Raw genomic sequence first — 18806 nt, forward strand, 5'->3', positions numbered from 1 at the left:
CTTGGTTCGACCGGTTTGGGGCAGGGGGTGGCGATTCCTCACGGCCGTCACGCATGCGTGAAAAAAGCCACCGGTGCGTTTATCCGTACCAAAGAGCCGGTCGCCTTTGATGCGCCCGACGGCAAACCCGTTTCCCTGATTTTTATCCTGCTTGTGCCTGAAAACGCTACCGGCGAACATTTGGAAGTCTTGTCCAAACTGGCCGGCAGATTCTCTCAAAAAGCCATCCGTGAAGCATTGATGGCCGCGACTTCTGCCGAAGAAGTACGCACACTCCTGACCGAAGAGTAATTCATGCCCAGCATATCTGTCCGCCGCCTGTTTTCCGACAATCAGCACAAACTCGAACTTGCTTGGGCTGCCGGCAATTCCGGCGCGGACAACCGTATCGGTGTCGAAGCCGATAAACCCGTCTTGGCCTTGGTCGGCCATTTAAACTTTATCCATCCCAACCAAATTCAAGTTGTCGGCGTAGCCGAAGCCGAATATTTACGCCGTCTGGAATCGGGCGAACTCAACTATGATTTCGGCGAGCTTTTCGACATTCCCATGTCTTTGGTCATCGTCGCCAACGGTTTGCCGGTTTCGCCCAAATTACGCGATTATTGCCATACCAACAGTATCCCCTTGCTGACTTCCAAACAGGAAAGCCCGCACCTGATGGACGTTTTGCGGATTTATCTGCAACGGACATTGGCAACTTCCACCATCAAGCATGGCGTATTTTTGGATGTATTTGAAGTGGGCGTACTCATTACTGGACAATCCGGCTTGGGTAAGAGCGAATTGGCATTGGAGCTGATTTCGCGCGGCCACAGCCTGATTGCCGATGATGCAGTCGAACTTTTCCGTACCGGTCCAGAAATGCTGGAAGGCCGTTGCCCGCCTATGCTGCGTGATTTCCTCGAAGTACGCGGCTTGGGCATACTCAATATCCGCCATATTTTTGGCGAAACCTCCATCCGTCCGAAAAAAATCCTCCAGCTGATTATTAATTTGGTTCCGGCCGACGACGGATACATGAAACAACTCGATCGATTGAGCATCCGTACCGAAACAGAGTCTATCCTCAACGTCAGCATCCGTTCCGTTACCCTGCCTGTTGCAATCGGTCGAAACTTAGCAGTATTGGTTGAAGCTGCAGTGCGCAATTACATCCTTCAATTGCGCGGTAAAGACAGCACCAAAGAATTCCTCGAACGCCATCAAACACAACTCAAAGAAAACGAACAAAACCATGAAAATCGTCCTGATTAGCGGCTTATCCGGCTCAGGAAAATCCGTAGCCCTCAAACAACTCGAAGATTCAGGCTTTTATTGCGTTGATAATCTGCCTTTGGAAATGTTGCCTTCGCTGGTGTTGTACCATATTGAACGCGGCGAAGAAACCCAGCTTGGTGTCAGCGTTGATATCCGTTCCGGTATCAATATTCAGGAAGCGCAAGAGCAAATCCAATATTTGCGTCATGAAGGGCATCAAGTCGAAGTCCTCTTTATTGAAGCGGAAGAGGGTGTGTTGGTTCGCCGCTTCTCAGAAACCCGCCGCGGACACCCTTTGTCCGGCCATAATCTGACTTTGTTGGAAAGCCTGCAAAAAGAACGCGAATGGCTCTTCCCGCTTAGAGACATCGCATATTGCATCGATACGTCCAAAATGAACGCACAGCAGCTGCGTTATGCTGTGCAACAATGGCTCAATATTGAACGTGTCGGTTTGCTGGTCATTCTTGAATCCTTTGGTTTCAAATACGGCGTCCCCAACAATGCCGACTTTATGTTTGATATGCGCAGCCTACCCAATCCGTATTACGATCCGGAATTACGCCCCTTTACCGGCATGGATAAGCCTATTCAAGATTATTTGGGTCAGCAGCCGTTGGCTCAAGAAATGGTTGATGACATCGACCATTTTATTAGCCGCTGGCTGCCGCGCCTGCAACAAGAGAGCCGCAGTTATGTAACGATTGCCATTGGTTGTACCGGCGGGCAGCACCGCTCCGTTTATGTTGTGGAAAAACTGGCCGAACGCCTCAAAGGCCGTTACGAACTCCTTGTCCGCCACCGTCAGGCTCAAAGCTTGGCAGGACGCTAACTTGCCGTTTCAGACGGCCTCAAAGGAAGAAACCATGAAAAAAATCAGTCTGACCGCATTATCCCTGCTTATCTTAACCGCCTGTGCAACCGAACCTGTCACTGCTTACCGTTGGCATCGTACCGGCGCGAGCGAAGCTGAAGTTTCTCGCCAAATCAATACCTGCAAATCACAAGTTCAAAATGGAACCAAACGTGGCAATACATCCAAGACGTTTGAGCAATGTATGGATGAGGCAGGTTATTACAGCTACGAACATGGCAACCTCTAAATCCTGATTGACCGATTATCCCAATACCGAGGCCGTCTGAAAAACAATGATTTTTCAGACGGCCTTAGATACGAATAGAAAGAATAAAAAGACATGGCTATCCAATGGTTTCCCGGCCACATGAACAAGGCAAAAAAAGCTATTGCCGAACGCATTAAAAGCGTTGATATGGTGATTGAAATGTTGGACGCGCGTATGCCTGCTTCCAGCGAAAACCCATTGCTTGCCCAGTTGTCCAAAGGCAAGCCTAAACTGAAAATCTTAAATAAGCAAGATCTTGCCGATCCCGAGCGTACCAAAGTTTGGCTTGAGCACTACAACAGCCGCCAAGATACCCGCGCCATTGCGCTTGATTCTTCCGAAACCGGCGCTCATGGCAAAATTACCCAAGCCTGCCGCGCCATGATTCCGCATCGCCAAGGTATCGAGAAGCCGCTACGTGTCCTGATTTGCGGCATTCCCAACGTCGGCAAATCCACCTTGATTAACGGCATGATCGGCAAAAAATCTGCCAAAACCGGTAACGAACCCGGTATTACCAAAGCCGAACAACGCCTTTTCCTTGCCGACGATTTCTGGCTTTACGATACCCCCGGTATGTTGTGGCCAAAAATTATCGTCGAAGAAGGGGGCTACAACCTTGCAGCCGGCGGAGCAGTCGGGCGTAACGCTCTGGACGAAGAAGAAGTGGCGCTTGAGCTTTTGGATTACCTCCGCCGCCATTATCTGGCCCTGTTGCAAGAGCGCTATCAAGCCGACAAAGATCCAAGCAGCCATTGGGACGATACTTCTTGGCTGGAGTGGATTGCCAAGAAACGCGGTGCGGTTTTGAGCGGCGGACGGGTCAACTACCAAAAGGCCGCTGAAAATATCCTGACTGATTTCCGCGAAGGCAAAATCGGTAGAATCACGCTGGAAACGCCAAACCAATGGGAAACTTGGCTGAAAAAAGCCAGACAGAAAGAGGCCGAACTTAAAGCCATTCGTGAAGCCAGAAAGGCGGAAAGAAAAGGGCAGCAGCCTTCAGCCGATTAATATAAAAGGCCGTCTGAAATGTATTTTCAGACGGCCTTTTGTTGGAATAGACAATTTAGAGGGCGGTACGGCTGAAGCTGTCCAGAGCTTTATCGGTTTGGATTTGGTTGAACTGCATGATGGTTTTGTCGCCTTGTTTTTCGTCCAATTCGATTTTTCGTACCAGCGTATCGCCGTTGATTTCGATACGGTTGAAGATTTGGCGGGTAATGGCGGTTTTCGGAGTCAGGGTCAACGTCCATTTTTTCTCGTTGCCGTTTAATTTCAAATCAAATTGTTTTTCCAAACCTTGGGTATTGCCGCCCAAAAGGTCGAGGAAGAGTTTGATTTGGCGGCTTTGGCCGTTGAGCTTGCTGGCGTTTGGGTTGACCCATTGGCTGCCGTTCCATTGCATGATGCCGTCTGAACGAACGCGCAGGGTGGTTTCAAATGGTTTTTGCATTTTCCAGAGCAGGCCTTTTTGTGGGACAAGGGTAAAGCTGCCGCTGGTGGTCATGGGTTTGCTGAGGGATTTGAGCTGGCGTTGTTGGACAAAATTGCCTTGCACGTTTTGCGGTTTTTGCAGGGTTTGTGCCAATTCGGCAGGGGAAAATGCCCACAAAGCCGGAGCGCTGATGAGGAGAGTAAGAGAAAGAATGGTTTTTTTCATTGTGCTTCCATAAGGTTTGAGGCCGTCTGAAAGTTCAGACGGCCTTTTATTGCTTTAATTATAAGGCTGACAAGGCCTGATTAAAGGTTGCGCTTGGACGCATCGCTTGTGCGGCTTTTTCAGGATTGGCTGCGTAGTAGCCGCCGATGTCGACCGCTTTGCCTTGTACGGCAGAGAGTTCTTCAACGATTTTGGCTTCGTCGGCAGTCAAAGCAGCTGCCAATGGAGCAAATGCGGCTTTCAGTTCGGCATCTTTGTCTTGCGCCGCCAATTCTTGCGCCCAGTAGAGGGTGAGGTAGAAATGGCTGCCGCGGTTGTCGAGTTCGCCGGCTTTGCGTTTAGGCGATTTGTCGTTCAACAGCAGTTTTTCGGTGGCTGCATCCAAAGTGTCGGCGAGGACTTGGGCTTTGGTATTGCCGGTTTTTTGCGCCAGATGTTCAAACGATACGGCGAGCGCGAGGAATTCGCCCAAAGAGTCCCAACGCAAGTGGTTTTCTTCGAGGAATTGTTGAACATGTTTCGGTGCAGAACCGCCCGCGCCGGTTTCAAACATACCGCCGCCATTCATCAATGGAACGATAGACAGCATTTTCGCGCTGGTACCCAGTTCCAAAATTGGGAACAAGTCGGTCAGGTAGTCGCGCAGGACGTTACCGGTTACGGAGATGGTGTCTTCGCTGTTTTTCAGACGGCCTAAGCTGAATTTAGCGGCTTCTTCAGGAGCGAGGACGCGGATGTCGAGGCCGTTTGTATCCAGTTCGGCAAGGTAAGCTTTAACCTTAGCGAGCAGGCTCTTGTCGTGCGGACGGTTTTCGTCGAGCCAGAACACGGCTGGTGTATTGCTCAGACGGGCGCGGTTGACGGCGAGTTGTACCCAGTCTTTAACCGGAGCGTCTTTGGTTTGGCACATACGCCAGATGTCGCCTGCCTCAACATCGTGTTGCATCAGGACATTACCTGCTGCATCAATGACTTGAACTTGGCCGTCGGCTTCGATTTCAAAAGTTTTGTTGTGTGAACCGTATTCTTCGGCCGCTTGCGCCATCAGGCCGACGTTAGGAACGGTACCCATGGTTGTCGGGTCAAACGCGCCGTGTTCGCGGCAGAAGTCGATGGTTGCTTGGTAAACGCCGGCATAGCTGCTGTCCGGAATGACGGCTTTGGTGTCTTGCGCTTTGCCGTCTTTATCCCACATACGGCCGGAATTACGAATCATCGCAGGCATAGAAGCATCGACGATGACATCGCTAGGAACGTGCAGGTTGGTGATGCCTTTGTCGGAATCAACCATGGCCAAATCAGGGTTGGCGGCGTAAACGGCAGCGATTTCAGCTTCAACGGCTGCGCGGGTGTCCGCATCCAGTTTGTCCAGATTGGCAAGCAGGTTGCCGAAGCCGTTGTTGACATTGACGCCTGCGGCAGCCAGTTTGTCGCCGAATTTTTCAAATACAGGCGCGAAGAATACTTTGACGGCGTGTCCGAAGATAATCGGGTCGGACACTTTCATCATGGTGGCTTTCATGTGCAGCGAGAACAATACGCCTTTAGCTTTTGCATCTTTCACTTGTTCGGCAAGGAAGGCGAGCAGGGCTTTTTTGCTCATTACGGTCGCGTCGATGATTTCGCCGACTTTCAGGGCAACAGGCTCGCGCAGCTCTTTTTTGTTGCCTTGTTTGTCGGTGAACACGATGGATACGGAAGTCGCTTCAGGTACGGTAACGGATTGTTCGTTATGGAAAAAGTCGCCGCTTTGCATGGTGGCAACGTGGGTTTTGGAGTCTTTGGTCCATGCGCCCATGCTGTGCGGATGTTTTTTCGCAAAGTTTTTCACTGCCTTAGGCGCGCGACGGTCGGAGTTGCCTTCACGCAGGACAGGGTTTACCGCGCTGCCTTTGATGCGGTCGTAGCGTTCGCGTACGGCTTTTTCTTCATCGGTTTGAGGGTCGGCAGGATAGTCGGGAACGGCAAAGCCTTTAGACTGCAATTCTTTAATCGCGGCAGTCAGTTGAGGTACGGATGCGCTGATGTTTGGCAGTTTGATTACGTTTGCATCGGGTTGTTTCACCAGTTCGCCCAATTCGGCAAGCGCATCAGGTACGCGTTGCGCTTCGGTCAGGTATTCGGGAAACGCCGCCAAAATACGGCCGGAGAGAGAGATGTCGCTGGTTTTGACATCAATATCGGCGTGGCGGGTAAACGCCTGCACGATTGGCAACAGGGATTGAGTGGCCAATGCAGGAGCTTCGTCGGTGTAGGTATAGATAATGGTGGATTTAGTCATGGGATTATTCTCTATGTAGGTTAAGTTTTTCTTTTCGGGCACATCGCGAGAAGAAACGTGCTAAGCCTAATTATGGCATATTTCGGCGGATTTGGTTGTTGTTTTGATGTTATTGTTTTTTAAGTTGCGGAAAAGAAAAAGGCCGTCTGAAAAGACAGCCTAAATATAAGGACTTATCCGATAATCAAAACGGCATTGCTGCCGCCGAAGGCAAATGACGAGCTGGCAGCAATGCGTTTTTCAGACGGCCAGCGGCTGTTTTCGTCGGTCAAAGCGATGTTGGGCAGCTCGGAATCGGGTACGTTGTCCCATTGTTGCGGCGGCAGTTTGCCTTCCGGATTGTATTGGCGGTTGGCCATCAACCAAGCAAATGCGGCTTCGATCGCACCGGCTGCGCCTAAGGTATGACCGGTGGACGGCTTGGTGGAGGTGCAAAGGGTATGGCAACCAAACACTTCGGCAACGGCTCGGCTTTCCATGCTGTCGTTGTGTTGCGTGCCGGTGCCGTGCAGATTGATCCAGCCGATGTCTTCTGCTTTCAAACCGGCTTTATCCAAAGCGGCCTGAAAAGATTGGGCTGCACCCAAACCATCAGGGCGGGGCGAAGACATATGGTAGGCATCGCTGCTTGCGCCGTAGCCCAGCAACTGCATTTCGCCGTCAAAATCTGCATCGCGCGTCATTACGAAAAATGCGGCCGCTTCGCCGATATTGATGCCGTTGCGGTTGGCAGAAAAAGGCTTGGCGATGCCGTCTGAAAGCACTTCCAAAGAGGCAAAACCATTAATCGTCAGCGGCGAAAGCGTATCCGCGCCGCCGCAAATCACGGCATCACACAATCCGGCACGAAGCAGCCGGGCTGCGCTGATGAGGGCGCGTGCGCCGGAAGTGCAGGCGGTGGAGACGGTATAGCGCAAGCCGTCCAAGCCGTAAACTTGGGCGATAAATTCGGAGGGAGAAGCCATGGTGTGTTGCAGCTGTTTGAATGGAACATCAGTCCATTCACCGCCTTGGACAACGTGTTGGAACAAGGGGATATTTTCGTCTGCGCCACTGGTGGACGTACCGGTAACGACAGCGACCCTTTCTTTGCCGTAACGGGCAATGGCCGTCTGAATCAGTCCGTCTATTTGCGAAAGCGCGTGCAGGATAAGCTGGTTGTTGCGGCTACGATGCGCTTCGGGGATGTTGTCAGGCAGGGGAATCAGGGTTTCTTTGACTGCACCGAAAGCATGTGTTTTACCTTTTACCCATTGGTCTGAAAAAGTCAGGGGCGTGTTTTCAGACGGCGTGAGTAAGGCATCGGCATGAACTTGCAAGCCGCTGCCCAATGCGCTGGTCAGTGCCGGACGGCTGAGATAAACAGGAGTATTCATGAATTAGTCTTCTGCAATCGGGCTGACCGTCCAGAAAGTTTGGTCGGGGAAGCCGATAAGGAATTGTTCGGAATGGTGGGCGACACACCACAAATCACGCTCGCGGTAGCTGAACACCGCGCCTTTGCCGTCAGGGCAGAAGCCTTGATGGGAGGCATTTTGTTGGCGTGCTTCAGGGTAAAGCGTGGCGGCTTGTTCGGCGGCCAAAAGCGGCAACAAGGCGGCAAACAATCGGCGCGAACTGGCATTGGGCATCACAAAGCCGTCATTTTTCCAGCCTTTGGTGCTGACCGATTGACGCGATACCGGCGCACCCAGTGCATCGGTTTGGACAAAGCGGATGCCGTCTGAATGAGGCTCGACTGCCAAGAGATTGGTTTGAACGGTTTGCCCCGCCGCATTGGTCTGCTCAAGTTTGAACCATTGGCCTTCTTTGGAAAGCGGCGGCAGCGTTTGCGGATGGGGGAGCGAGGTCGCACATGCGGAGAGCAGCAGTGCGGCAAGCAAAGGGATAAATCGCATAAGGTTTTATCTATCGGTCAAAATATTTAATGGTGTGGATGAAGTTTCAGACGGCCTGTTCTGTTTTCAGTCTAGGCCGTCTGAAAGACATTCATCCTTATTCTACCTTCATTCTACCTTCAAATCGCCCACCAATGCGGCAAGTGTGGACAAGCGTTGCTCGGATTTTTCCACGAATGGATTGTTCGTGTCCCAAGCGTAGCCTGCCAGAATAGATGAAATCATACGGCTGATTTCAGGGCTGCGGTTAGGCGCGTAGATGGCATTTTGGAAGCGGAAATCGTACCAACCGTTTACATAAGTGCGGAATGCGTTCACGCCGATCATCAGTTGGTCGGCAAATTCGGTTTGCCAATCGGCAGCTTCGCCTTTGAGCTGTTTGCCCAGTAAATCGGCAGCCAGTTTGGCAGAGTGCAGGGCAATGGTTACTCCGGAGGAGAAGACTGGGTCGAGGAATTCGGCGGCGTTGCCCAAAAGGGCAAAATGTTTGCCGTATAAGGTTTTCACGTTGGCGGAATAGCCTTGGATAGAGCGGAACGGAAAGTCGTTTTCCCAAACGGCTTTATCTAAAATTTCCGCCAGCATCGGGCATTCGTACACAAATTTTTTCAACACGGCTTCTGATTCGCCGGCCAGTTTGTCGGGCGTGCCGACAACACCGATGGAGCAGCGGTTGTCGCCGAAAGGAATCAGCCAAATCCAGACATCGCGATGTTCAGGATGCGTGTTGATCAGGATTTTGTTGCGGTCGAATTTCGGGCTGGTGATGTTGTCGTCGATATGCGTGAAGTGGGCTTGGCGCGGAGGCAGCTCGGACGGGCTTTCCAAGTCCAAAAGGCGGGGCAGGACGCGGCCGTAACCGCTGGCATCCAAAACGAATTTGGCGGTCAGTTCATAGTTTTCGCCTGTATCGGTCTCAACACTCAAACGTGCCACATCGCCGCTGTTGTAAAACGCGGTTACGCCATGTCCGAAGTGGACATCGACGCCTTGTTTTGCCGCTTCATCAATCAGGATTTTGTCGAAGATGCCGCGGCGCACTTGATAAATAGTACCGGGGCCGTCTGAAAATTTTTCAGTAAAGTTGAAATCTGTGTAACGGCTGCCCCATGAAAACGCAGCACCGTCTTTAAATTGAAAGCTGGGTTCGGCATGCACTGCATCGGCAAAACCGGCTTCTTCCAACATTTCCATGCAATGCGGCAACAGGCTTTCGCCGATGACAAAGCGCGGGAAATGTTGTTTTTCCAATACGCAAACTTTAAAGCCTTGTTTGTTCAGCAAAGCAGAAGCAACCGAACCTGAAGGACCTGCGCCGATAACGGCAACGTCAAATTCTACGGACATTTGAAAATACCTTTGATTTTAATGATAAAAAAATGTTTAAACTAGCGTCTGAAGTTTTTCAGACGGCCTCTTACAACGTGACGATAGAAGTCGAAACAAAATATCGCTTCAATTTCAATCGTCTTCATCTTGTGTCTAATTTTTCAACAATGTGCCTGCCAGCCAAATATTGAATGCCACGCCGATGGTAACCGTCATGCCGAACGCGGCAACGGCGGGCGTGCTGCTGATGGCGAGCAGGGCAAAGGAAATGGCAGTCGTCGCGGCGGCAAGCAGCATGCCGCCTAATTTTGCCGGGGCGCTGTGGTGTGCGGTGGCGGCATAGACGGCATAGTCCACGCCGATGGCGGACACTAAAAGCAGGCCGAACATGGCAAACAGGCTGACGGGAATGCCTGCCAAACCGAGTACGGCAACGGTGCAGATGGCGGCGGCCAGCGGCACGGCAAGGATTTTACTGCCGCGTTTGAAGCCAAACATTTTCCACAAGAGCAGCCATGCCAACGCATAGGAAGCCAGTTTCAACCATGCAGCCTGATTGCGCGTGTGGTGGAAAAGCTCGTTTAAGTGGGCGCGTTTGTCTGCCCAATGTACGCCGGAGACGTGTTGCGCCACGGCGCGTACGGCGGCTTCATCGGTCATGCCGTTCAAACGCACGACGGCAGCAAAACGGCCTGGTTCCACTTCGCCCAAATACAAGGAACGCCAAGCCTCTGCCAAATCGGTATTCAGGCCGTCTGAAAGCGACAATGGTTGCGTATCGGCAGCTTGCAGCAGGGCATCGCGCACGGTTTTGCGCGGAATACCGATTTCGGTAAGCGGTTTCCAGCTATCAGGCAATTTGGTCAATTCGCGTAGGCGGTTTTGCAGTTTTTGCTGCTCCGTTGTCGGCAGGATGAATTGGTCGGGCGATTGGATGCCGGACAGTTTGCCTTGCGCGATTAAGGGCTGCAGGGCGCGGCCGAGTTCGGCGGTTTTTTTCAACAAGGCATCTTCGCTTTGTGCTTCAGCCACCAAATATTTGCCGCCAAAATCCGTGCCGCTCAACTGGCCGATTTGTTGTACTTCGGTCAACATCGCGGTCGGCATATTGACCCATTGACGGATGTCGTCACGCCAGTCGCTGCGCCACAGTCCGACTGCCAGCAAAATTCCGCCCACGATTAACCAGCCGCGTTTGTGCAGGCGGTTTTTCAGACGGCCTGACAAGGAATAGAGCTTTTCAGTTAATGCGGCAAAAGGCACGGTTTTGGCTCGATAGCGGCGAAACAGCGGTGGCAGCCATAAAACGGTGGCACCAAACGCACCAAATAAAGCGAATCCTGAAAATACCGCGGTTTGGCGCAATACAGGCAAAGGGGTGAACCACAGCAGCGCGTAGCCCAAGACGGTAATCGTCAGGCTGACGGCAAAGCTCGGTAAGACATGTTTCATTGCCGATTCAGCCTGCCAAACGGTCTTTTCAGACGGCCCGAATACCGACGGAGCAAGCCAGTGCAACGGGAAATCCACCAACATACCCACCAAGCTGGTGCCGATGACGATGGTCAGGATATGCACTTCGTTGAATACCAATAAAGCGACCGCCAATCCGGTCAACATACCGGCTGCCAGCGGCAAGGACAGCAAAAATACCCGGCCGCTGCGGAAGACCCACAATAGCAGCGCAAAGGTCAGCCCAAGTCCGACCATGCTCATCAGCCGACTTTCTTTTTCTGCAGCTGCTTTGGATACGGCGGCAAACAATGCGCCACCTGCGCTTAAGGTTTCCGCGCCGTTTTCCGAAGCGATTTGACGGCTTTGCGCCATCAGCGGTAAGAGGGCATCGTTGCCGGAAAATTGATCGCCGCCGGCGAGCCGTCCGCGTAAAAATACCCAAGTTTTGCCTTTGTCTTCGGCAAACAGCATGCCGTTGTCCATGTCCCACTGTAAACGGCTTTGCGGATTGGCTTTGTCGGCAACAAAGCGTCCGAAGCCCAGCCAGTCTTGTTCTAAAGACAAAGGGGAGGGGGCTGCAAACGGATTGGCCGCAGCTTCTGCACGCGCTTGAAAATAGGCTTGCGGCTGCTCAAACAGCAGGCGTATTTCGTCTTGCGGCAAAACTGCCAAGCTCAGCTTTTGCATATCCGCCCGCACTTTGTCCAAATTCGGCGTCATGCTGCTGTCGACTTGTTCAAATACGCCGCTTTTGCGCCATGCGTCGGCAATTTGTGAGGCCGTCTGAAAAGCGGTTTCGGCATCGGTACTGCCTGCAAGCAAAATAACTTGCGAATTGAGTTGCGCTTCTGCGGCTTTATCCGCGGCTGTCAGTAAGGCATCGGGTTGCTGCTCGCTTGGCAACAACGCGGTCAAATCGGTTTGGATGCGCGCTTGTGAAGCAAAGGCATAAACCAAAAACAGGGTAAGAAACAGGATAAGGGCAGTATAGAGGCGGTTTAGGAGGCGAAGATTCATCGTTTAGACGGCCTTTTGCAAATGCTGCTGTTGGTGTGTGGAATCAGTAAAAGTGCAGTAAATTAAATCAGATTATTATTAGTTTGTCAGTTGTTAGATGGTTTGCCGGTCGGTTAAATCATTGGATTTGAGCGAACCGAAAAACCTCCATTGCAGGGCGACGGCTTTTCCCTGCCAAACGCAGGCAAGTGCCATCGTATCCGCCAAAATCGCGCTTGTACCGCGCCAATCGGTTTGCTTTCCAGCGCGTAAACCAACGGGTTGTCCTGAATCGAAAACATAGCCGACCGATTTCATATCCGATGGAAAATCCAAATTCGCCGCTTTAATCAATGCTTCCTTGAAACACCACAATCGGTAAAACGTTTCAGACGGCCAGTTTGTTGTTTCCAAAAAGTCTTGTTCTTCCTGTGTGCAGACCAAAGCCGACAGCGCTTTGAAATCACGAGGGCGGATAAATTCGATATCGACTCCGGCTGTTAAGGGCTGAGGCGTACACAATAAAGCGGCAAAGCCTTGACTGTGGCTCAGCGATACAGCCGGTAAATCGGTTTGCTGTTTTAATGCGCGGCTGACTTGCCAGTCTTGACGCTGCGCCAGTTGCGGCGTGGCAGCCAAACGTTGTGAATCAGCTGCGTTTAGAGAGGCATGGTCGTAGCAGGCGGCAAAAGACGGATCGGCCAGCAGGCAGTGAAGGGTTGTCGTATCCATAAAATAGAAAAATGCCAAACTTCATGTTGAAGTCCGGCATTTTTGACATTGCTTAGTGGAAGCTGCCTTTCAAAACCACACGGCTGTTGAATGTAGCGATGTGGCATTCGTACTCGTTACCGCCTTTGGTTACTTTGTCAAAGTAGCTAACCAGGTGAACGGATTTGGCTTTTTTGCGATGTGCAGTGCTTTGGAAGCGTTTAACCGCGCTCAGGAATGCGCGTTGGCAGGTTTCATCAGGGGTTTTGCCGACTGAGTTGGAGATTTGACGGGAAGTCAAAGTTGCGCCGGATGTGCTGCCGTAGTGAACGCGGATGCTAGGATCCAAAGCGGATTTGGCTTCGGCAGAGTTCAAAGCTACATCGACTTTACACATATAAATGTCGTTTTGACCTTTGCCATTGACTTTATGGCCTTCACCCATGCTGTGGCAGGCAGAACCGGAGGCAGTTGTTTTTGGAGTAGAAGTTTGAGAGGAGGAAGTGGATGGTTGGGAATTGCCGGATTGTGAGCAAGCGGCAAGCATCAGGGCGGATACGGCAACCAAAGCAGAAAAACGTAACATACGAACTCCTTTGTAATAATGGGCGTAGAAAAAGTTTACAGAAAGCAGAATCATTTTAACATATATGAAAGAAGTATAAAAACAGAATGGTGCAAAAAATATTATATTTTTATTTAAATGATTTCATGGCGTTAAGAAAGTTTGAGGCGGTAATGCTTGACGAAGGAGGGCAGAAAGCGTATATTGCGGTCTTCCTTAGGAGTAATGGCTGAGAGGCTGAAGGCACTTCCCTGCTAAGGAAGCATGTGGGGTCAACCTGCATCGAGGGTTCGAATCCCTCTTACTCCGCCAAATATGAAAGACACCGTTTATACGGTGTCTTTTTTATTATCCGAGATTGCTTGGAATCTAAGGCCGTCTGAAAGTGTGAAATGAACGATTTGATTATCCTAAACAAGCCTTATGGCGTGATTTGCCAGTTTTCTGCACATGAAAAACATCAGTGCCTTAAGGATTTTGTCGAAAAACCGGGATTTTATCCGGCCGGACGTTTGGATACGGACAGCGAGGGTTTGCTGTTGCTGACCAATAATGGCCGTTTGCAGGCGCAGATTGCCGACCCGAAATTCAAGCAGGTCAAAACTTATTGGGCGCAGGTGGAGGGTTCTCCTGATGAAGCCAAATTGGATTTGTTGCGCCGTGGCGTAGATTTGGGCGATTTTGTCACCCGTCCGGCCGAGGTCAGGGTATTGGAAGAAGGCGAAGCGGATGTTTTATGGCAGCGCGTGCCGCCGATTCGTGTGCGTAAGTCTGTACCTGATTTTTGGGTGGAGATCAAAATTTCGGAAGGGAAAAACCGCCAAGTGCGAAGGATGACGGCGAAAGCAGGTTTTCCGTGTTTACGCTTGGTTCGCGTGGCAATAGGCCGTCTGAATCTGTTTGATTTGAATTTGGAATTGGGACAATGGCAGTTTGCGCCGCATCGTCCTTAAATAGGATGAATAAAGGCCGTCTGAAATATTCAGACGGCCTTTCGTTATGGAAAAATCAATGATGTGAATGACCGATTTGGAAAGTCAAAGTAGTGTAGTTCGCCTGTTTTTGGCACACGCTTTGATCGGGGAAATCGGATTTGTGTTCTACGCTGGCTTTCCAGAAACCTTGGCGCAATGGAATGATGCTGACTTCGCCTTTGTCATCGGTGGTATCGGAGAAGGCTTGGGCTTCGGTTTTATGGGTTTTGCTGCGGTCGCTGGTGTCGAAGCCGTCAAATGTGGCGGTAACGGTGGCGTTAGGCAGCGGCTCGCCATTAAAGAGGACACGGACTTTGAAGCGTTCGCCGACGTGGACGTTGGCAGGGTTGTCCAAAGGTACGATTTCCAGATGTTGGCCGACTTGTTTGGTAATGATGGCGGTATCTGCGCTTTCATGGCCGACATTGACGATGTTTTTACCGAACATACGGGTTTGTTCGCAATAGCTTGCATCAGGCATTTCTTTGATGCTTGCCTGCTTCCAGCCCGCGCTGTTTTTTGACCAGAAAGTCGGTTGGTATTCGGCGGTTACCAAGTAGCTGCCGTCTTTGACCGGCAGTTTGCTGCGGTATTGGTAATTGTATGTGCCTTTTTGAATCATGTTTTCTTTGCCTTTTTCTGTCACCAGTTGCATGGGTTTGCTGAAAATGTGCAGGCGGTCTTTGGCGATGGGCTCAAGCTCCGGGAATTCGCCATAGCCCAATTCGGCTTCAAGGTATTCGCCGCCATGTGTGTGGGCGGTTTCAACCCAAACGCGGTGGGCGTGTGCGGCAGTGCTGAACAGGAAGGCAGATGCGATAAGCAAAGCGGTTTTTTTCATGATTCCTCTCCGATTTTCGATGTGTAGAAAAGATAGAATAAAGTCGTTCGTTATAATATAACAAAATTATTTAAATTTAAAGAGAGGCCGTCTGAAAACTTTCAGACGGCCTTTTAGCTGATTGTTTTTTGAATCGGATTATCGAAACGGTTTAGTCCCCGTCACGACAAACATCAATCGCTTCCTGCAAACTGCTGACGCCGTAGATTTTCAGGTTCGGAAACTCTTTGGCATTGCGCGGCATATTGGCTTTGGGGACGATGGCGCGTTTGAAGCCGAGTTTTTCCGCTTCTTTGAGCCGCTCTTGTCCGCGTGCGACGGGGCGGACTTCGCCGCTTAAGCCGATTTCGCCGAAAACCACGGTTTTTTCAGGCATGGGTCGGTTGCGGAAGCTGGAGAGCATGGCGAGGATGACGGCAAGGTCGGCGGCGGGTTCGCCGATTTTGACACCGCCGACGGCGTTGAGGAACACATCTTGGTCGAAGCAGGCGATGCCGCCGTGACGGTTGAGGACGGCGAGCAGCATGGCGAGGCGGTTTTGTTCGAGGCCGACGGTGAGGCGTTTGGGGGTAAAGCCGTGCGCGTCATCGACCAATGCCTGAATTTCGACCAGAAGCGGGCGGCTGCCTTCCTGCGTGACCAAAACGCACGAGCCGGGTGTGTCGTCGCGGTAGCTGGCAAGGAAGATGGCGGACGGGTTGGACACGCCTTTCAAACCGTTTTCGGTCATGGCGAATACGCCCAATTCGTTTGCCGCGCCGAAGCGGTTTTTGATGGCGCGTATCATGCGGTAGTTGGAATGCTGGTCGCCCTCGAAATACAGCACGGTATCGACCATGTGTTCCAGCACGCGCGGGCCGGCAATCGCGCCGTCTTTGGTAACGTGTCCGACCAGTATCATGGCGATGCCCATCTGTTTCGCCATGCGCGTCAGCTGGGCGGCACATTCGCGCACCTGCGACACGGAGCCGGGGGCGGACGTGATTTGGTCGGAATACATGGTTTGGATGGAGTCGATGACAACGACTTCGGGCTGATGCTGTTTTAAGGCCGTCTGAATCGCTTCCATGCGGATTTCGGCAAGCAGGTTTACGCCTTCGGTGGGCAGTTCCAAACGTTGTGCGCGCAGGGCGACCTGTTGGGCAGATTCCTCGCCGGAAACGTACAACACTTTACGGCTTTGCGCCATTTTGGCGATGGTTTGCAACAGTAATGTGGATTTACCAATGCCGGGGTCACCGCCGAGCAGGATAACCGCGCCATCGACCAAACCGCCGCCCAATACGCGGTCAAGCTCGCCCATGCCGGTCGGATTACGCGGCACTTCGGTCGCGGTAACGGCAGAGAGGGATTGGACGGTCGAGGTGTCTGCCGCCCAAGATTGGAAGCGGGCGTTTTTCGGCTCGGGCGCGGCAAGGCTTTCCTGAAGTGTGTTCCACTCGCCGCAATGCGGGCATTTACCCTGCCATTTCGGGGAAGTACCACCGCATTCGGAACATTGGTAGATGGTTTTGGGGGCTTTTGCCATGGTGTTTTGTTTCCGCAGTATTTAGTGGGAAGGCCGTCTGAAAAGTGAGGGAGGTTTTCAGACGGCCTTGAGATTATGGGTGTGTTTTTTTGCTGTTTTCAAGATGGTTGAGTATTTTATCCGGATCTTGTTTAAAGTAGCTGGTTTGGTTGCCACTGGCTTTGTCAGTCAATTCCAACATACCGGGCAGGCCTTTGATGATGAGGATTCTGGCTTTTATGGTACTTTTTTCACCTATTTTTTGTTGGTTTTGTTCTTCTTTGCCGTTGATGGAGGTTTTATAGTCAGTTACGGTTTGGTGGATTTCTTGTTTTTTCTCGTCAAATGTCCAATTAAAGTCCTGTCTGATGGTGAAGATTTTGTTGGTGGCTTTGAAACTCATTATGGCGATGTCTGTGCCAGTGTTGTCGGGGTTAAAGATGGTTGTGTTGATAAGAGCGCCTTCTTCGTTTTCGACTGCATTTCCCCAGAAGCCGTGTAGGTTTTCACTGGTGATTTTGTTGGCAATGTACATCTCAGAGGCTTGTTTGGGTTTGGCTGCCGATGATACTGGGGAGTTTAGGAGGAATAGGCTGGTCAGGGCGGGGAGGATGAGTCTGGAAATGTTCATGTTTGTTCTTACCTTGGAGTAGGGAGGTGTTTATAGGCCGTCTGAAAATGGAAAGTTTTCAGACGGCCTTTTATCGGATAAAGATGGGTTTATTTTTTGCTGTCTTTATCCGCATCTTTTTTCGGAGCAGGTTTTTTCGCTGCCAAACCCAAAGATTTTTGCCATTCGGCTGGATTTTTCACCAAGTCCAAGGCTTTGCGGAGCTGATCGTCTTTGGCCGGATTTGGAATGCGGCGGCTGGAGATGTCTTCGTCTTTGTCTTTTTTGGACTTGTCTTTATCGGCTTTGGTTTCTGAGTTGGCAGGTGTTTCAGTGCTACTGTTGACGTCTTGGCCGCCCAATGGATTGCCGATATGGCCGACCAAATCGGCTTCGCGGCTTTCAAAGGCGCGGTCTTTATCTTTGACTTCAACGTCAGGAACAATGCCTTGTGCTTGAATCGAGCGGTCGTTTGGCGTGTAGTAAAGGGCAGTGGTCAGTTTGACTGCGCTGCCGCCGGAAAGCGGAATCAGGGTCTGTACTGAGCCTTTGCCGAAACTTTGTGTGCCGACGACGACGGCGCGTTTGTGGTCTTGCAATGCACCGGCAACGATTTCGGAAGCGGAGGCTGAGCCTGCGTTAATCAGGACGGTCATAGGAATGGTTTTCAGCTCGGCAGGCAATCCGGCCAACGGGTCTTTGCCGCTAGTGGTGATGTAGTCTTCGGCAGTTGCTTTGAGTACCATGCCTTCTTTTTTGTTGCGGCCTTTGGTGCTGACAATGGTTACGTCAGGTTGCAGGAAGGCTGCGGATACGCCGACTGCACCGTTGAGCAGGCCGCCCGGGTCGTCGCGCAAGTCGAGGATGATGCCTTTGAGCGGGCCTTTGTTTTCTTTGACCAGGGCTTGTGCGGCTTCGTTGAGCGCGGCAACGGTGCGCTCTTGGAATTGGGAAACGCGGATGTAGCCGTAGTCTTTTTCAAGCAGGTGATGGCGCACGCTTTTGACTTTGATGATGGCGCGGGTCAGGTTGACGACGATGGGTTTGTCGGCATTTTTGCGTGAAAGGGTCAGGGTGATTTTGGTACCCGGTTTGCCGCGCATTTTTTTGACGGCTTCGCTGACGGTCAGGCCGCGCGTAGAGGTATTGTCGATTTTGACGATGAAGTCGCCGCTTTTCACGCCGGCGCGTTCTGCCGGAGTGTCTTCAATCGGGGCAACGACTTTGACGAAGCCGTCTTCTTGTCCGATTTCCATGCCCAGGCCGCCAAATTCGCCGCTGGTAGATTCTTTCATTTCGGCATAGCCTTTTTTGTCCATATACTCGGAATGCGGATCGAGATCGGACACCATGCCTTTCATTGCGCCTTCAAAGAGCTCGGCATCGGGTTTGTCTTGGTAATAGTTGGCTTTGATTTGACCGTACACTTCTGCCATGGTGCGGATGGTTTGCACGGGCAGGGCTTCGTTGTCTTTTTTGTCTTTTTCGGCGGCAAAACTTTGTACACTCAGACTAAGGGCGATGCCGCTAAACGCGCCGAGAGTGTAGATTGCAACTTTTTTCAAAGTGGATTTTGTTGACATTCGTTTGAC

At 51.5% G+C, this 18806-nt stretch carries 18 protein-coding genes and 1 tRNA gene; 7 read left to right on the forward strand and 12 right to left on the reverse strand.

The annotated features are described in order from the left end of the window. The 5 genes from ACTHSP_RS09165 to ylqF all read left to right on the forward strand — a co-directional run. Positions 1-291 (forward strand): PTS sugar transporter subunit IIA (locus ACTHSP_RS09165; RefSeq protein WP_440346001.1); only part of this gene is annotated, 291 nt, incomplete at its 5' end. Positions 292-294: 3 nt separating this feature from the next. Then, complete coding sequence (gene hprK / locus ACTHSP_RS09170) at positions 295-1257, forward strand: HPr(Ser) kinase/phosphatase (protein WP_004520066.1); 963 nt, start codon at positions 295-297, stop codon at positions 1255-1257. Next, positions 1238-2092, forward strand: a complete 855-nt coding sequence (gene rapZ, locus ACTHSP_RS09175) for an RNase adapter RapZ (RefSeq protein ID WP_004520067.1) — start codon at positions 1238-1240, stop codon at positions 2090-2092. The genes hprK and rapZ overlap by 20 nt, the downstream gene beginning before the upstream one ends. A 34-nt stretch (positions 2093-2126) precedes the next feature. Beyond that, positions 2127-2363, forward strand: coding sequence for a lipoprotein (locus ACTHSP_RS09180; RefSeq protein ID WP_003684875.1), 237 nt, complete (start codon positions 2127-2129; stop codon positions 2361-2363). A gap of 93 nt (positions 2364-2456) precedes the next feature. Then, positions 2457-3398, forward strand: a complete 942-nt coding sequence (gene ylqF / locus ACTHSP_RS09185) for a ribosome biogenesis GTPase YlqF (protein WP_049322861.1) — start codon at positions 2457-2459, stop codon at positions 3396-3398. Between the two features lie 55 nt (positions 3399-3453). Here the strand turns inward: ylqF and ACTHSP_RS09190 are convergent, their stop codons facing one another. The 8 genes from ACTHSP_RS09190 to ACTHSP_RS09225 all read right to left on the reverse strand — a co-directional run bounded on the left by ACTHSP_RS09190 (position 3454) and on the right by ACTHSP_RS09225 (position 13303). After that, positions 3454-4047 carry a LolA family protein gene (locus ACTHSP_RS09190; RefSeq protein WP_004520070.1) on the reverse strand — a complete coding sequence of 198 codons (594 nt, stop codon included), beginning with the start codon at positions 4045-4047 and terminating at the stop codon, positions 3454-3456. 58 nt (positions 4048-4105) lie between these two features. Further along, positions 4106-6328, reverse strand: a complete 2223-nt coding sequence (locus ACTHSP_RS09195) for an NADP-dependent isocitrate dehydrogenase (protein ID WP_440346002.1) — start codon at positions 6326-6328, stop codon at positions 4106-4108. 173 nt (positions 6329-6501) lie between these two features. After that, complete coding sequence (locus tag ACTHSP_RS09200; RefSeq protein WP_314512004.1) at positions 6502-7704, reverse strand: beta-ketoacyl-ACP synthase; 1203 nt, start codon at positions 7702-7704, stop codon at positions 6502-6504. 3 nt (positions 7705-7707) lie between these two features. Then, positions 7708-8226, reverse strand: a complete 519-nt coding sequence (locus ACTHSP_RS09205) for a hypothetical protein (RefSeq protein WP_063068851.1) — start codon at positions 8224-8226, stop codon at positions 7708-7710. A 108-nt stretch (positions 8227-8334) separates the two neighbouring features. Next, a complete protein-coding gene (locus tag ACTHSP_RS09210; RefSeq protein ID WP_107810620.1) occupies positions 8335-9573 on the reverse strand; it encodes an NAD(P)/FAD-dependent oxidoreductase in 1239 nt (412 codons plus the stop codon). Positions 9574-9708: 135 nt separating this feature from the next. Then, positions 9709-12027, reverse strand: a complete 2319-nt coding sequence (locus tag ACTHSP_RS09215) for an MMPL family transporter (RefSeq protein WP_440346003.1) — start codon at positions 12025-12027, stop codon at positions 9709-9711. A gap of 93 nt (positions 12028-12120) precedes the next feature. Beyond that, complete coding sequence (locus ACTHSP_RS09220; RefSeq protein WP_440346004.1) at positions 12121-12738, reverse strand: 4'-phosphopantetheinyl transferase family protein; 618 nt, start codon at positions 12736-12738, stop codon at positions 12121-12123. A 52-nt stretch (positions 12739-12790) separates the two neighbouring features. Next, a complete protein-coding gene (locus ACTHSP_RS09225; RefSeq protein ID WP_440346005.1) occupies positions 12791-13303 on the reverse strand; it encodes a hypothetical protein in 513 nt (170 codons plus the stop codon). A 198-nt stretch (positions 13304-13501) separates the two neighbouring features. On the opposite strand from ACTHSP_RS09225, the gene ACTHSP_RS09230 reads away from it, so the two are divergent. Next, positions 13502-13594, forward strand: a tRNA-Ser gene (locus ACTHSP_RS09230). 80 nt (positions 13595-13674) lie between these two features. Then, positions 13675-14235, forward strand: a complete 561-nt coding sequence (locus ACTHSP_RS09235; RefSeq protein WP_107723021.1) for a pseudouridine synthase — start codon at positions 13675-13677, stop codon at positions 14233-14235. A 55-nt stretch (positions 14236-14290) separates the two neighbouring features. Here the strand turns inward: ACTHSP_RS09235 and ACTHSP_RS09240 are convergent, their stop codons facing one another. The 4 genes from ACTHSP_RS09240 to ACTHSP_RS09255 form a co-directional block, all read right to left on the reverse strand. Further along, a complete protein-coding gene (locus tag ACTHSP_RS09240; RefSeq protein WP_107723022.1) occupies positions 14291-15097 on the reverse strand; it encodes a DUF4198 domain-containing protein in 807 nt (268 codons plus the stop codon). A 151-nt stretch (positions 15098-15248) separates the two neighbouring features. Beyond that, a complete protein-coding gene (gene radA, locus ACTHSP_RS09245) occupies positions 15249-16625 on the reverse strand; it encodes a DNA repair protein RadA (protein ID WP_049322871.1) in 1377 nt (458 codons plus the stop codon). A 73-nt stretch (positions 16626-16698) separates the two neighbouring features. Continuing rightward, positions 16699-17235 (reverse strand): hypothetical protein, encoded by a 537-nt coding sequence (locus tag ACTHSP_RS09250; protein ID WP_314511838.1) that lies wholly within the window; start codon positions 17233-17235, stop codon positions 16699-16701. A gap of 89 nt (positions 17236-17324) precedes the next feature. After that, positions 17325-18797 (reverse strand): S41 family peptidase, encoded by a 1473-nt coding sequence (locus ACTHSP_RS09255; protein ID WP_314511836.1) that lies wholly within the window; start codon positions 18795-18797, stop codon positions 17325-17327. Positions 18798-18806 lie beyond the last annotated feature (9 nt).

This window comes from Neisseria sp. P0001.S005, assembly GCF_051963715.1.

Bases quoted from the DNA above. Each gene is read 5' to 3' on its own strand.
- hprK (WP_004520066.1), top strand. From the start codon at position 295: ATGCCCAGCATATCTGTCCGCCGCCTGTTTTCCGACAATCAGCACAAA.
- rapZ (WP_004520067.1), top strand. From the start codon at position 1,238: ATGAAAATCGTCCTGATTAGCGGCTTATCCGGCTCAGGAAAATCCGTA.
- ACTHSP_RS09180 (WP_003684875.1), top strand. From the start codon at position 2,127: ATGAAAAAAATCAGTCTGACCGCATTATCCCTGCTTATCTTAACCGCC.
- ylqF (WP_049322861.1), top strand. From the start codon at position 2,457: ATGGCTATCCAATGGTTTCCCGGCCACATGAACAAGGCAAAAAAAGCT.
- ACTHSP_RS09190 (WP_004520070.1), bottom strand. From the start codon at position 4,047: ATGAAAAAAACCATTCTTTCTCTTACTCTCCTCATCAGCGCTCCGGCT.
- ACTHSP_RS09195 (WP_440346002.1), bottom strand. From the start codon at position 6,328: ATGACTAAATCCACCATTATCTATACCTACACCGACGAAGCTCCTGCA.
- ACTHSP_RS09200 (WP_314512004.1), bottom strand. From the start codon at position 7,704: ATGAATACTCCTGTTTATCTCAGCCGTCCGGCACTGACCAGCGCATTG.
- ACTHSP_RS09205 (WP_063068851.1), bottom strand. From the start codon at position 8,226: ATGCGATTTATCCCTTTGCTTGCCGCACTGCTGCTCTCCGCATGTGCG.
- ACTHSP_RS09210 (WP_107810620.1), bottom strand. From the start codon at position 9,573: ATGTCCGTAGAATTTGACGTTGCCGTTATCGGCGCAGGTCCTTCAGGT.
- ACTHSP_RS09215 (WP_440346003.1), bottom strand. From the start codon at position 12,027: ATGAATCTTCGCCTCCTAAACCGCCTCTATACTGCCCTTATCCTGTTT.
- ACTHSP_RS09220 (WP_440346004.1), bottom strand. From the start codon at position 12,738: ATGGATACGACAACCCTTCACTGCCTGCTGGCCGATCCGTCTTTTGCC.
- ACTHSP_RS09225 (WP_440346005.1), bottom strand. From the start codon at position 13,303: ATGTTACGTTTTTCTGCTTTGGTTGCCGTATCCGCCCTGATGCTTGCC.
- ACTHSP_RS09235 (WP_107723021.1), top strand. From the start codon at position 13,675: ATGAACGATTTGATTATCCTAAACAAGCCTTATGGCGTGATTTGCCAG.
- ACTHSP_RS09240 (WP_107723022.1), bottom strand. From the start codon at position 15,097: ATGAAAAAAACCGCTTTGCTTATCGCATCTGCCTTCCTGTTCAGCACT.
- radA (WP_049322871.1), bottom strand. From the start codon at position 16,625: ATGGCAAAAGCCCCCAAAACCATCTACCAATGTTCCGAATGCGGTGGT.
- ACTHSP_RS09250 (WP_314511838.1), bottom strand. From the start codon at position 17,235: ATGAACATTTCCAGACTCATCCTCCCCGCCCTGACCAGCCTATTCCTC.
- ACTHSP_RS09255 (WP_314511836.1), bottom strand. From the start codon at position 18,797: ATGTCAACAAAATCCACTTTGAAAAAAGTTGCAATCTACACTCTCGGC.